Raw genomic sequence first — 14809 nt, forward strand, 5'->3', positions numbered from 1 at the left:
AGATGAACATATGATTTTACGCAAGGTAATTTTTGTATTTTTTATTATTTCTTTTTTAGGGTGTAAAGAAGAGCAAAAGTCTTCTGTAAAGGAACTGCAGGTCGCCTTTATGTCAGATGTGCATTTGCAGGACATTTATGGGTCATTCAAAGACAATGACTATAAAGGTATATTAAATCCACAAACAGGGAAATATACCTTGGCTAGAACCATGCAATCACAATTGCAATCTACCCGATTATTCAATGAAAACTATTTTGCTTTCTTGGCTGCTTTGGATGACGTAGTAAAAAGAGGGGTAAAACTAGTGGTTTTACCGGGTGATTTCAGTGATGATGGTCAAGCTTTCAATATTCGAGGGTTAAGACATGTTTTAGACAACTATACCAAAAATTATGGCATTCGTTTTATCCTGACGACTGGCAATCATGATCCTGTACGTCCTTTTCGAATGGCTGCGGGGAAAACGGATTTTTTAGGTAAAAATGGCCATTCACAAGCTATTTTTAGTGAAAAAGGGATGTTTTTACCCAAAAATCATGACGATTTGCCCGTTATTATAACCCAGGATATTGCCAAATTAGGATATGTCGGTATATTGGATGAATTGCAGGATTTCGGTTTTTTCCCAAAACCAAATGACAGGTATTGGGAATCCCCATTTTCTTCCTATGGCTATGAAAATTATGATTTCAATGAAGCCAAAAAGCAAGCAACGTTTGAGAACAGAAAATATAGGTCCAATAAAAATGAACCGGATATACCTGATGTCAGTTATTTGGTAGAACCTATTGAAGATGTATGGTTTTTGGCCATAGATGCCAACATTTATGTACCTAAGCCAGAAGCGGATGCAGACACTGTGGACCCTAAACTTTTTAGTAGTGCGAGCATTGGGTATAATAATTTACTCTTGCATAAGGCACATTTAATGGATTGGATAAAATCGGTCACCACTAGGGCAGAGGAATTAGGAAAGACCTTGATTGTTTTTAGCCATTATCCCATGTTGGATTTTTATGATGGGGCAGGTCCCGATATCGAAGCCTTATTTGGGACAAATAAAATGCAAATGCATCGGATGCCTAGTGAAGAGATTTCCCAAATGTTGATAGAAGCCGGGGTAAAAGTACATTTTGGGGGGCATATGCATATGAACGATACCGGACAAAGGTATTTGGAATCAGGAAGCTTGATCAATATACAGATACCCTCCATGGCTGCCTATGTGCCAGGATATAAATTATTGACGTTAAAAGACAATGATGTTTTTGAAATAGAGACGGTGGTCATCGATAATGTTCCTGATTTTGATAGTTTGTTTCCTTTGTATGAAAAGGAATATGGTTATTTGGAACAGGTTAAGGATAGTGCTATTTGGGACAAGGGCATATTGGAAGCCAAAACCTATAAGGAATTTACAACGTGGCATTTAAATGAATTGGTACGTCTTCGCTTTTTAAAAGAAGATTGGCCCGAAAATTTGAAATTCTTACTTATACGATCTTCGGGAGAGGACTTACTACGGCTAGCATTTGACCAAGAAGAAGAATATAATGCATTCTACAAACGATTGCAGGAAAAAAATACGGAAATGGCACCATTGGATAGCTGGACAGGCTTGCATATGATACATGATTTTTATAAAATCAGAAATGCAGATGAATTGGCATTTTCCGATATCGACCAAAAAAGACTGGAAGGGTATAAAGTCGTATGTCAACAATTGAGGAAATCCAATTATAAGAATTTACGGCTATGGGCCAGTATTTTTATGAAAGTTTGTAATGGGGAACCTTCGGATCATTTTAAGATCGATTTGAAGACCGGTAAGATAGAGCGAGTTGTTCCATAACATTCGTACCTTGCCACTTCTCGAATGTTGTTGCCTTATGTAAGGGTTAAATTCAATTATGTTTAGATATATATTCTTATTCCTTTTGATTGGCATGCAAGTCCATCTTTGTGCTCAGGATATTAAGTTCGAGCACTATAATGATAAGGATGGTCTTTCCCATAACTCAATACGGCATATTGTTCAGGATGATAAAGGATTCTTATGGCTGGGTACCTTTTCGGGATTGAACAGGTTCGATGGTTATCAGTTTAAATCATTTAAGAGTTCAAAAGGGGAGACCAACACCATATACAATGATGATATTACGGTATTGTTGTACGATAAGCCTTCCAATAATCTATGGATTGGAACAAGAAAGGGATTAACCCGCTATAGAACGGAGACAGATACATTTACCACTTATTTGCCTGACGAAAACAATCCCAACAGTTTACCCGATGAAGAAATACGTTCAGTGTATGTCGATCGATTCGACAGGGTTTGGGTTGGGACAAAGAGCAAAGGGGTATACCTGTTTTATCCAGAGGAGGAGCGTTTTACAAAAATCAATATCGAGGGGTTCACCTATATAAAGGAAATCTTCGAGGATAAAAAAGGTCAGATTTGGGTGGGGAGCTATGAAACAGGTTCGGTAGCTAGAATAGTGCTTGATGAACGGGGGGATATCGAAAAGATAAAACGGTATACCCTAAAAATCCCAAATTCAGAAAAGGTCAACCCCTATTTGAACTTTATTTATGAGGATCATAAATCCGACATTTTTGCAGGAACACGGGAAGGACTTTATAAATTGGATACCGTATCGGACAACTTTGAGAATCTTTATATAGAAAATGATATTGTAAGGGATAAACTTGGACCCTACTTTTTGTCTGTGGCAAGGGCCCCCGATGATAAATATTGGGTAGGTACCTTGGGTGGACTTCTGGTATGTGATAGGTTGGAGGATATAAAAACAGGAAATTATGAATGGCATTATTCGATATTGTCCGATGACACATCCTTAACCGATAACTTAATCGCCGCATTGTACTTTGACGCTTCAGGTGTATTATGGATTGGTACCGAAGAGGGGCTGGATAAATATGATCCTTTCGAAAATCAATTCAAATTAAACAAGGGTATTTCTTCTTTAATCGATAATCAGGCACCCAGGATCAGAGGGTTTTCAAAGACCTATGACAATAAGGTGGTCGTCGCAACACGTCATAACGGACTATTTATTCTTAAGGAGGATGAAGTATCCCCCCTGTTTAATGACAATAGTGATATAGCCAGTATATTTTCATATGATGGTAAAAAATTCTACTGTGGCCTATGGAATGGAAAAGTCCTGGTTTATGACTATGTAAAGCAAATATCCCGGATTATTGATGTGGGCTTTCAGAATTCCCCGATTTTTGATTTTGGAAAATACAAGGAAAATGGCCTCATAGCAACTTCTTTTGGAGAAGGGGCGGTCTGTTTGGATACCAAAACCATGGAGGTAAGGGAAGACATTGGTACGTTGCTATCGGGGTATCAAATCAATAAAGTGGTAGCGGACACCAATAATGATTTCTGGTTTGCCACAGAAGGGGGAATAGCAAAATTCGACAATGATTTAAGGTTGATAAAAATGTATGAACAGGGGGTAGGTTCTGAATTTGGATTGCCCCATAACAATGTAAGTGATATCACCATTGATTTTTCAGGGAATGTTTTGGCCGCCACACGTATGGGGTTAGCCGTTTATGAGCCTCAAGAAGATGATTTTAAGGCGATAAAAGAACCCAAGGGGCTTCAGGGTAAATGGATTACCGAAATGGCATTGGATTTAAATGGCTATCTCTGGTTGAACATGAACAATAGTATCGCCAAATACGACGTGCCCAATAAAACCGCACAAATTTACCAAGTAAAAAGTGGTAATCGCTTGGATGTCTTTAGTTCTAGTGGTTTTTATAGTTTTGACAATTCCAAAATATATTTGGGGGCCAAAAATGGGATCATTCAATTTTCACCTTTACAGATAGAAGGGAATAATTGGTCACCTGCTCCTTTGATTACCGAATTTAAGGTACAGAACAAAGAATTATTGCCGGGAATGGAGATCAATGGGCAAATACCTTTTGACAAGGACCTGAACTATGGCAGAAATCTTGAACTTGACTTCGCCAACCGTAATTTCTCCATTGAATTTTCCACACCATCCTTTACCAATCAGAGACTGAACAAGTATCAATACATGCTTGAGGGTTTTGATGACGATTGGATAGAAACCGATAGTGATTCCAGAACAGTCCAGTATACGAACCTATATGCCAATGATTATGTTTTTAAGATCAAATCGAGTAATAGTGACGGGATTTGGAGTGCTACATCTTCCTACCATATAAAGATTTTACCTCCATTTTGGTTGAGTTATAAGGGTATTTTGATCATTCTCATCATAATGGCCTTGTTACTTTATTTATCTAGAAGACAACTTAAGATACGCCTTAAATTGAAACAGGAACTTCTTCTGGAAAAGGTGAAAAGGGAGCGGGACGAAAAACTGAACAATGAAAAACTCCGGTTTTTCACGAATATATCACATGAACTGCGGACCCCTTTGACCCTTATTCTAGGACCTGTAAAACAGCTTCTGGAACAAGAGGGTTTAGGTTCATACAGTAAAAGTAGGGTAGATTTGATTCATCAGAATGCCAATAGATTATTGCGTTTGGTGAATCAGATCCTGGACTTTAGAAGGGCAGAGACAGGTGAGTTGAAATTAAAGGTTTCCAACACCAACATACTGAACACGACAAAGGATATTTTCAATTCTTTCCACGAATTGGCACAGTCCAAGAACATCAACTTTAATTTAACCATTGAGGATGTTCCGGAAGAGTGCCTTATAGACGTAGACAAATACAGTAAGATATTGTACAATCTATTGTCGAATGCCATGAAATTCACCAACGTGAATGGGAATATCGATTTGTACCTGGGCGTGACACAGGAGGAACATAGGCAATTGATATTAGAGGTCAGCGATGATGGAATAGGGATTCCCAAGGAAAGTAGGGAGAAGATCTTTGTAAGATTCTACCAGGCCAAAAACAGTAAGGAGAATACAACGGGTACGGGAATAGGATTGTCTTTGGTAAAAGCGTTGGTTGAAATACATAAAGGAAATATCGATGTGGTTAGTTCACCTGGAGCGGGTAGTATTTTCACCGTTAAGTTGCCCATTTATGGGGAAGCCTATGCAAAGGAAGAAAAATTCAATACGATTCCTGTTAGGATAGAGGATAATAAGGTACAACCCATTATCACAGGTGTAAGTGATCCCAATACTGTGAAGCCGGTTAAGACCAATACGGATATTAAGCAGAAAATCGTAATTATAGATGACAATGCCGAACTCAGAAAATATATTGTAGAGTATTTGTCGAGTTTTTATAAGGTGTATGAAGCGGAAAATGGAAAAGAAGGCTTGGAACTTTGTAAAAAGGTAAAACCAGTATTGTGCGTGGCAGACGTCATGATGCCCGTTATGGATGGTTTTGAGTTTGTTGAAGTGTTGAAATCCGATGAAAACATAAGCCATATCGCCGTTGTGCTCCTTACCGCATTGGCCGAAAGTGAAAATAGGATCAAAGGGTATAAAATTGGAGTGGACGGGTATTTGGTGAAACCGTTTGACCCTGCCTTGCTTAAAACCCGTATCGATAATATTATTAAGATCCATTTCGATTTAAAACAGAAATTTTCAGGAGATGTTGAAAGTGATGTCATTAGTTTGGCCCATTCACAAATCGATATTGACTTAATTTCAAAAATCAAGGAAATCGTAGAGGAGAACATAGGTAATCCAGAATTGACATCGAACATGTTGTGTACCGAAATGGCAATGAGCTCCTCTAAATTGTATCGTAAAATAACACAACTGACCGATATGTCCCCCAATGAATTCATTCGGACCATTCGCTTGAAGAAATCGGCCACCTTCCTTAAAACCAAAAATTATAATGTCTCCGAAGTAGCCCATATGGTTGGTTTTAACGACCCCCTGTATTTTAGCAGGTGTTTTAAAAAGCAATTTGGCCATTCCCCTAGCCAATTGATCAAGTAGTTTATTTGAAAGGAAAGCCAGTTAAAAGGGATTGGAATAGCCGGTCAAAATTTGGAGAATTGATATCCTTTTTCCTTTAAAGTGGCAATAAGTGTATCCAATTGGAAATAGAATTTATCTTTCCTCTTTGGACTCGTACCAGGATGGATCAGTAAGTGAAATCCATTCATACCCTTTAAGGATTCATAATCATAGATGCTTTTTAAAATAGCCTTACTGGAAGTATAGTTAGGCATGTCTGGAGTGGTATAGTCGGCATTGGAACGGGTACCGTAAGAAAAATTGATGGTCGTTTGGTTTAATCCGGAAGCGATTTCCACGACTTTTTTATTATGCCATTCATAGGGAGGCATAAAATACTTGGGATGAATCCCAAGCTGCTTCAATGCCAATAGGTTCTGAAGGATATCGTTCTTGATTTTTTCCGTGGAATGTAGCAGACTGTCCCTATTCGTCCAGTCACAGTATAAAAGATGCTTATCGGAATGGGCACCGACAAAGTGTCCTTGCTTGGCAATGGTTTTCACTAAACGCTTATGACTTCGTACAAAATCGCCGGTCAGAAAAAACGAACCTTCTACCTTATGTTTTTTCAGTATACGAAGCACATGATCAAAACCTTCGTCATAATCGTGGCCCGTAAAACAGAGTTTAATACTTTTATGTAGCGTATCCGACCTAACAACGGCCCCTTCCTTATCCACTATATTTTGGGCAGAAAGCGATAGGTTGATCAATAAGCATAAAATACATAACGCTGCCCTAGTCATCACTTAATCTTGTTAAAATAAGGAGTAATTCCGCCGACCCATCCAACGTAGGCTCATTGGTGCTATAATCGGCCCAGTCATCCATATACTTAATGTGTTTGGGCTGCAAATGCGCATACTCGTCAGGTTCGGATAACGTTATTCCCAACATCTTGGTATGTATGGTAGACCAAAGCGGGCCATCAACAAGGCTTCCTTTGATGGATTTTTTATAGATCCTCCAAAATGGCATATGCACATCCACCGGTGTGTCTGAGTTCTCTGGAATTTCCGTGATCATACTCGAACTCCAAGGGTTTAGGCCCAGTAGCCAATTGATATGGTTTTGCATAAGGGGACGATATGCTGTTGATCCGGTCATCTCTTCATACAGCATGGCTTGTGTAGCGACCGCTGCAGCCAAATTATTGGAACACCAAATAAATAGATGGCCAATGCCATAGGGATTCTCCCTCGATCGTTTTTTTACCTGTTCTAAATTGTGCTTGTAATAGGCACTCATTTCTTTTTTGTCTTTGGAAGAACCAACTTGCCACAAGGCATAATGTCCCATGTTTATAAAAGGGTACATTTCATAATGGCTGGCAGTATCCCGCTCCATCCATGACCAGTTGCCAATGATTTTGGCGTAACCTCGGGCATCTCTTAGAAATTCTTTCTTTTTGGTGATTTTGTACAGGCAAGCCGCTGCCCACTCCATATCATCGGCCCAGGTGTTTTCTTCATAACGATAGGGGGCGCCAAAACTATTGCCTTGCTGATATCCTTCTTGTGATTTCCCCATCCAATATAGTTCTTGTGCGGCCTTCAGACAGGTTTGGGCAAATACCTTATACTCTTCAAAATTAATAAAGACCTGATACCCTAACGCAAGAGTGGCAGACGAACGACCCGCCAGATTGGCTATTCCCGTTGCCTTGCTTTTATATTTTGAAAGGCCTTGGGGTTTTCCTGTCGCAAAATAGACAGGACGAAAACTATTGGGACCCCATCCATAATCAGCGTTTTCTTCATGGGGAAGTTTAAATCCACGGTGGTCCCTATCGTCAGCAACTTGATGGTAGAGTTCATCTGGACTCGGGTGAAGTTTCAAGATCCATTCGAGTCCCCACTTTGCTTCGTCCAAGACATCGGGCAGGTTATTCGCACCTTTTAATCCCCTGGCATCAACCACATCCTTAAAACTATGGGGTTTCATTTGATAGGCCATGAGCAATCGGGCAGTGGTATTGCTCCCCGTAATAAGATATTTCAATTGGTCACCGGCATCATGCCATCCGCCCGTTGCATCAATCCGGGTTGAATCCGGTCTTTTACCAAAAAAACTTAATCCATCTTTTTGATGGCAGAAAGCTTTGGTATATGGATTAAATCCACAACGTTGCGTACGTATGAAACCAATGACATCCTCCTGCCAATTAGGATAGGACCCGACCGTAAAAACCGGACTTACAATATTATTTTCCCCTAATTCAAAGTAATATTTCCCTTGCTCTTTAAAACTGGAAAAATCGGCTTTGTAATAATAGGGGAAGGGAGGCCAAGGGTTTTCACTTGGTATGCATTGGTATTCCTTTAATGTCATTCCTTTTTCATTCTTTAATTTCAAAACGGGATTGTCAATGGCCTCCTTACTTAGAATGAGTACTTCTTTAGGCATATCAGTCGGGTAGCCTCCCAGATTTACCCTAATCTCTACGGGGGACTGGGCACGTAACAGCGAGGTACAGCTATAAAAAAACAAAAGGGTCAAGATTAGGCTGTTCTTCATAAAATGCGCTTTATTGGGTTTGTATATGTCTAACTTTGAATTGGCATGGTTAGGGCCAACAGGTTCTTTGTTGATAAATAATGGAACAGTGATGACTGCTTCATCAGTTGCAATTAAAATTAATCAAAAAGAAAGGATTTTTTATGGATGAACTATATTCAATCTTCTTTTTGCCAGTATTCGTGCCGAGATCAAGAATCCCTTTTCCTTAACGTATATTGATATGGATTTCGTCCGGGAGAATCCTTATTCAGTAGAGAAAGACGTTCTAGTAGCCCTGTAGCGATAATTTTCTTTTGAAACCTGCTACGGTCTACTTTTTCCTCAAGAATGGTTTGGTGAAGTTGATGTAGCTGGGGCATGGTAAATTGTTCAGGTAATAGATTGTAGGTAATCTGTTCGTATTTGACATCCTCCTTTAACCGGTTTCTGGCGGAGTTGACAATCGACTTGTGGTCTAACCACATATCGGGCAAGTCATCAAAATCGAACCATTCAAAAGCCTCATCGAATTCCCCAAGTACCGGTTGGGTGTTATCAATGTCTACCAGGGAGTAAAAAGTCAATGTTATGAACCTGTTGTTTATCCAGTAATCTTCCCCCCATGGTATTCCCTTATCTTCAAAAAACTGTTTAAAATCTTTGTCAAATTTACGATCCTTGTCTCCGAATATGGCTAGGAATTTCATATAGGGTTCTTCCAGACCGGTACGGAATTTTAAGATCCTTTTCACAGCAACATCCAAGGACTCATCAATCTTAATATGGCCACCGGGCAAGATCCATTTATCCCCAATTTTAAGTAACAGGCACTTGAGTTTATGCTCATGATATCCAATTATTACCAAATCGATAGACAAATTGGGTAAGAAATAATCCGATCCATGTTTAATGATATCATGTACATTCATTTTACAAAAATAACATTTGGGACGCTTTGTCACAAAATAAAATAATTATATTTGTGTCGTATTGTCACAAATAAAAACACATGAAAAAGTTTTTGAAAAGATTTTTGATCATAGTATCATCCCTAGTCGTTCTTATAGCCATTATCGCATTTATCGGTTGGTCCTATATAAAATCAAGTTTTTTGACTTTTGAAAAGGATTATGCCGAAAATCGAACGATCAAGGAACTAACCATTGAGGGGTATACCTTTTTAGATCGTAATGGAAATGACCAACTGGATGATTATGAAGATGATCGTAAGTCAAGTGATGTGCGGGTGGCCGATTTGCTCTCGCAAATGACCATGGAAGAAAAGATACATTTGCTCAAAGGCTCGGGAATGGCTTCCGGTGTTGGAATGAATGAACCCGGACAGGGAATACCCGGCGCCGTGGGTACCATTGTGCCTACACCAAGATTGGGGATTCCGACGGTATATTTATCAGATGGTCCGGCCGGACTCCGAATCCAGCCAACACGGGAAGGGGAGGATAGAACGTATTATTGCACGGCTTTCCCCATTGCCACCTTGCTCGCTTCTACATGGAATGAAACCCTTGTCGAAGAGGTTGGGAATGCCATGGGTAACGAGGCATTGGAATATGGCATAGATGTGATATTGGGCCCTGGCGCAAATATCCATCGTAATCCACTGTGTGGACGTAATTTCGAGTATTATTCCGAAGATCCGGTATTGACAGGGAATATTGGTGCAGCCATGGTCAACGGAATAGAAAGGAACGGGATCGGTACTTCCTTAAAACATTATGTAGCCAACAATCAGGAAACGGAACGCAATTTGAACAACGTGATCATTTCCGAAAGGGCCTTGCGCGAAATCTATTTAAAGGGCTTTGAGATTGTTGTGAAAAAATCGCAACCATGGACGATTATGTCTTCTTACAATAAAGTCAATGGTACCTACACTTCGGAGAGTGAATATTTACTCACTGATGTGCTAAGGAACGACTGGGGATTCGAAGGACTGGTGATGACCGATTGGTTTGGGGGAAGGAATGCGGCCGCCCAGATCAGTGCAGGGAACGACCTTTTGGAACCGGGAACCAAAAAGCAGTGGGATGCATTACTGGAAGCGCATGAAAAGGGAGAATTGACCGAAGAAACAATTGACAGATCCGTCAGTAGGATTCTAAGGTTGGTCCTAAAAACCAAAAAGATGGGGAATCTAGCGTACGGAAACAATCCTAACCTTGAGGCACATGCCAAAACTACGCGCCAATCGGCCTCTGAAGGTATGGTGTTACTAAAGAACAACAATTCGTTACCGTTGCTAGACACTAAGAATATTGCCCTTTTAGGAATTACCTCCTATAATTTCATTGCGGGTGGTACAGGCTCGGGGGATGTAAACGAGGCTTATACGATTTCCCTTGAGCAAGGTTTGATGAATGCCGGTTTTGAAATCAATGAAACGGCCAAGCGCGTATATAAGTCCCACAGGGAGGCCAACCAGGAGGCGTTTCAACAGGCGGAAGGGATAGATGCCATGTTTAATCCGTATGCACCAATTGAAATGGCATTTACGGCAGAACAACTAAAAGAAATAGTGGAAAGTTCAGACGTCGGGATTTTAACCATAGGTAGAAATGCCGGTGAAGGAGGAGATAGGGTAGAAGAGGATGACTTTTTATTGAAACAATCAGAAAAAGAAATGATTTCCAATACGGCCAAAGCTTTTCAGGCTGCCGGTAAAAAACTTATCGTTGTTCTTAATATTGGGGGTGTCATCGAAACAGCCTCTTGGAAAGATATACCCGATGCTATTTTGCTTGCCTGGCAAGGCGGTCAGGAAGGCGGGAATTCCGTTGCGGATATTTTAAGTGGAAAAGTGAATCCTAGTGGGAAATTACCGATGACATTCCCAATAAATTTGGATGACCATGCGTCAAATGCCAATTTCCCCCAAGAAGGGGGACACCTTTCCTATACCGATTTGATTTCGGGGCTATTATTTGGGAAGGAGGATCGACCGGAAGCAGAAAAGGTCCAAAATAGGGACTATACGAAGTATGACGAGGGTATTTATGTAGGTTATAGGCATTTTGACCAAGCCAACTTAGAGGTTTCCTATCCTTTTGGATATGGTCTTTCCTATACCGATTTTGAATTTTCAGAGGTAGAGGTTAGCGTTGAGGATAACATGATCACTGCGGTTGTGCGTGTTCAAAATACCGGTCAGGTTGCAGGCAAGGAAGTCGTTCAGGTGTATACCGAAAAACTGAAATCAACCATTGATCGTCCCATCCAGGAATTGAAGGCATTTGCCAAAACCGGGCTTTTAGAGCCAGGGGCTTTTGAACACCTAACCCTGAAGATCCCTGTTTCCGAGTTGCGTTATTGGGATGGGAAAAGTGGGGACTGGGCACTTGAAAAAGGGGGCTATATGGTACGAATCGGCACCTCATCTAGGGATATCCGACAAATGGCAGAAATAGTATTGTAAAGTTTGGTCCTTAAATGGACAGGGATGATCCGAACTATTTTCAAGGAAGTGTGGCGGCCTGAGGGGGGACCGACTAAAGTCAGGTCAAAAGCCCACAAGGGATGATCATTGTTTATTTTATCCGTATCGTACCGTTCCTGTACAAATCCAAAGCTTGGTTTAAGATCGATCCAATGGTTTCAATGGGCAAATCGATGGTAGGGTCAATAGTGAGGATCTTCATTCGAGAACGGTTTCCGGCTTCCAATTTAGGATGGGTTAGATGTTTCCCCTCTACCATAAGGATATACGGGGAATCTGTTTTTTTATCGGTCCATAGATAACAGAACATTTTGTTCTTATAGCAAAAGCACGGCATTCCGTATTTACGGGTTTCACTTATATGCCCATCCTGGTTCAGAATGAACTGGCGTAAAGTAAGTAGACAGCTTTTGTTCGGCTCTTCTTTGTTTAAATAATAACTGTCGATTTCCCGTATCATTTTCAAGAACTATTTTAGGCCGACAAATATATCAATTTCCGCAGCGGTAGGATCATGGGCCTTTTCCCCATATACCTCAAAATCCGCGGTATAACTTCTATCCAAATCCATTTTCCATATTTCTGACCATTGGTTTACGATTAGACCATTGGTTAAGTCCCCTTTCGCCTTGGTCTTACAATAGGAGCCGCCCTCAATTGATCTACCTATCATTCCCATTGGGATTACATCCAATCCTTCAACCTGGCACCCAAGGATTACCGTATACGGTTTGGTGTGGTCACTTTCATAGTCTGTGTAGATACAGTAAATCGTATGATCCACTTTGTGCGGAATAGTATTCAAAAGTCCTTCAGCCATAAACTTGCCCCATAATGCAGCGATTTCTTTGATGGCTTGCCCTTTTTCGTTTGTTGTGCGAATCGAAATCCCGATAATATCGAAAGGCCCCATGTGTACTATTTGCATCGTCTCTTATTTTTTGGTTTCATGCAAATTTATACCCACCTGATGACAAATGATGTCAGGGGTGCTTTTTAAAGAATTCATCGTATTCAGGGCTGAACTGGACTTCGGCGGGATACACCATGGGTATGATGAAACATTAGGCAGGCAGCGCATTTTTTCCGTTAACGGGCATAGGCCTGTAGGCATAGTATTGCAAGACTTCTTCCAAAGCCATTTTCAACGCCTTATTTACAGGTAATATGATATTTCCCAAGTGGAAATCTATTTGATTCAATTGCATGTAATATTCGGTAAAGACAGGTATACTTAAGTCTTTTGTAATCGCGTCGGCCGTTTTGTTGTAATTCTCAGGTTGACCCTCCTTGATGATCTTACAGGTGGCCAATCTTAATTTCCCATATTTATCCGTATTGGCTGCGAACCCAAACAACCTACAAATCAATCCACGGTATTTATAATCGCTGCATCGACCTTGTCCAATAATGGATAAGGGTTTGTAGATCATACATGTTAAATCGGTTGATTTGTTCAACAAAAGGAGCGTTTTTTCGGCTTCCCCGTTTAAAAATAGATGAAAGGCCCAAGGCAAGAATTCGAGAGGCGAAGCTTCTACATCGGGATATGTACAACATTTTCCACAACCGGTAATACAACCAATTCCTGATGTTTGTTGAAATTTGGTGCTTTCTTTTTCCAATTGAAGAAATAGGTTTTCCACCAATTGCACCCTTCGTTCTATCGACATTATTTTTTCCCGAAGGTAGCCTTAATAAGCTTGCGTGGGACATTTTATTTCTTAAAAGAACAAGGGTGGGTTTAAGATAAAATATCACGTTTATTTAAAGAACAGGACTAAGGCTTTTCATAGGAGGTTGTGTTGACATTAGTACTTTTTACGTTCATCTTCTCTTTCCCAAACCCCGTATTCAACTGTATGATTCCAAAACATCTTCGTATACTTATCTGGAGCCATTTCAAAGCATGGGAAATTAGCTTCCCATTTCTGATTTGACACTGAAAAACACTCTTAAAGCGGCTTATATGAAGTAGTTTTTTTGGATTAAAGGCTTGTGCAACGGTTACAATTGTTAGGGACTGGCTTTTCAGCTAGTAGTCTTGAATCAATACCTCCGTTGGAATATGCAACGTCGTATTAAGTTTTCTTATCATATCTAAAGTAAGCTTACGTTTTTTGCTTAAAATTTCGCTTACCCTGCTTTTAAATCCCATGACCTCTGCCAAGTCCTTTTGTTTCATTCCCATTTGTTCCATACGGAATTTGATTGCCTCTATTGGATCCGGCATTCCGATTGGAAAGTTTTCATTTTCATATCGGTCAATTAAAATCGATAGGATTTCGAGTTCGTCGCCTTTTTTGCTACCTTTTTTGGCATCGAAAATCAGTTCGAGTCGCTCAAGTGCGTTCTGATAGTCTTTTTCGTTTCTAATAGGTGCTATTTTCATTTTAAATTTCGTTTGCATTTATTTTATCATACTCTGTGTGAGTTCCCACAAAGCGAATCCAACAGATTTGGTACTCGAAATTGAATTTTACGATTAAACGGTATCGATTACCTTTTATATTAAAAATAATTTGATTGTCCTTCTGTATGCTTGCGCTCGGATATTCAATTTTCAGCTCGTTCAAGTTTGTAAATTCCGATTTTTCAGTTTCCCTGAACCATGCGGTCAATTGTTGTTCACTATCGGCATGCTTTGTCCAAAACTCTCTTAAAGTCCGTTTTTCAATTACTCTCAAATCATATTATTTAAAGTAAACATATCAATAAAGTTACCAATATGGTAACTTTATTGATTTTTTCAGTTTGTGCCTAACAATTATATAGTTATGGGTAACTCTAATTTTATCAATACGACTAATCTACGGGGTCTTTAACACTTTTATAAGTGTTTTTCGCCATTTCTGTATAAATTTCGGTAGTT

The 14809-nt window shown here is 39.9% G+C and carries 11 protein-coding genes; 3 read left to right on the forward strand and 8 right to left on the reverse strand.

The window, feature by feature from the left end; genetic code table 11:
- Window positions 1–10 precede the first annotated feature (10 nt).
- Both LX92_RS17745 and LX92_RS17750 read left to right on the forward strand, forming a co-directional pair.
- Entirely contained in the window at window positions 11–1855 is a 1845-nt protein-coding gene (locus LX92_RS17745) for a metallophosphoesterase (protein WP_109653507.1), read from the forward strand.
- Between the two features lie 58 nt (window positions 1856–1913).
- Window positions 1914–5960: an ATP-binding protein gene (locus LX92_RS17750; RefSeq protein WP_170117885.1), complete on the forward strand. Its 4047-nt coding sequence runs from the start codon at window positions 1914–1916 to the stop codon at window positions 5958–5960.
- A gap of 44 nt (window positions 5961–6004) precedes the next feature.
- Here LX92_RS17750 and LX92_RS17755 read toward each other — a convergent pair whose 3' ends face one another.
- The 3 genes from LX92_RS17755 to LX92_RS17765 form a co-directional block, all read right to left on the reverse strand.
- Window positions 6005–6730: a polysaccharide deacetylase family protein gene (locus LX92_RS17755; protein ID WP_109653511.1), complete on the reverse strand. Its 726-nt coding sequence runs from the start codon at window positions 6728–6730 to the stop codon at window positions 6005–6007.
- On the reverse strand, window positions 6723–8501 hold the full coding sequence (locus LX92_RS17760; RefSeq protein WP_109653513.1) for a glycoside hydrolase family 9 protein: 1779 nt from the start codon (window positions 8499–8501) through the stop codon (window positions 6723–6725). The genes LX92_RS17755 and LX92_RS17760 overlap by 8 nt, the downstream gene beginning before the upstream one ends.
- A 191-nt stretch (window positions 8502–8692) precedes the next feature.
- Complete coding sequence (locus LX92_RS17765) at window positions 8693–9412, reverse strand: NUDIX hydrolase (protein WP_109653515.1); 720 nt, start codon at window positions 9410–9412, stop codon at window positions 8693–8695.
- Window positions 9413–9492: 80 nt separating this feature from the next.
- Here LX92_RS17765 and LX92_RS17770 point away from each other — a divergent pair, with 80 nt between their 5' ends.
- Window positions 9493–11916: a glycoside hydrolase family 3 C-terminal domain-containing protein gene (locus tag LX92_RS17770; protein WP_109653517.1), complete on the forward strand. Its 2424-nt coding sequence runs from the start codon at window positions 9493–9495 to the stop codon at window positions 11914–11916.
- A 112-nt stretch (window positions 11917–12028) separates the two neighbouring features.
- Here LX92_RS17770 and LX92_RS17775 read toward each other — a convergent pair whose 3' ends face one another.
- The 5 genes from LX92_RS17775 to LX92_RS17795 form a co-directional block, all read right to left on the reverse strand.
- Window positions 12029–12394: a DUF1801 domain-containing protein gene (locus tag LX92_RS17775; protein ID WP_109653562.1), complete on the reverse strand. Its 366-nt coding sequence runs from the start codon at window positions 12392–12394 to the stop codon at window positions 12029–12031.
- A gap of 12 nt (window positions 12395–12406) precedes the next feature.
- Window positions 12407–12865 (reverse strand): GyrI-like domain-containing protein, encoded by a 459-nt coding sequence (locus tag LX92_RS17780; RefSeq protein WP_109653519.1) that lies wholly within the window; start codon window positions 12863–12865, stop codon window positions 12407–12409.
- A 136-nt stretch (window positions 12866–13001) separates the two neighbouring features.
- Complete coding sequence (locus tag LX92_RS17785; protein WP_109653521.1) at window positions 13002–13610, reverse strand: YkgJ family cysteine cluster protein; 609 nt, start codon at window positions 13608–13610, stop codon at window positions 13002–13004.
- A gap of 362 nt (window positions 13611–13972) precedes the next feature.
- A complete protein-coding gene (locus LX92_RS17790) occupies window positions 13973–14329 on the reverse strand; it encodes a helix-turn-helix domain-containing protein (protein WP_109653564.1) in 357 nt (118 codons plus the stop codon).
- A 1-nt stretch (window position 14330) separates the two neighbouring features.
- Window positions 14331–14624 carry a type II toxin-antitoxin system HigB family toxin gene (locus LX92_RS17795; protein WP_109653523.1) on the reverse strand — a complete coding sequence of 98 codons (294 nt, stop codon included), beginning with the start codon at window positions 14622–14624 and terminating at the stop codon, window positions 14331–14333.
- Window positions 14625–14809 lie beyond the last annotated feature (185 nt).

It is taken from the genome of Maribacter polysiphoniae (assembly GCF_003148665.1).
Taxonomy (GTDB): Bacteria; Bacteroidota; Bacteroidia; order Flavobacteriales; family Flavobacteriaceae; genus Maribacter_A; species Maribacter_A polysiphoniae.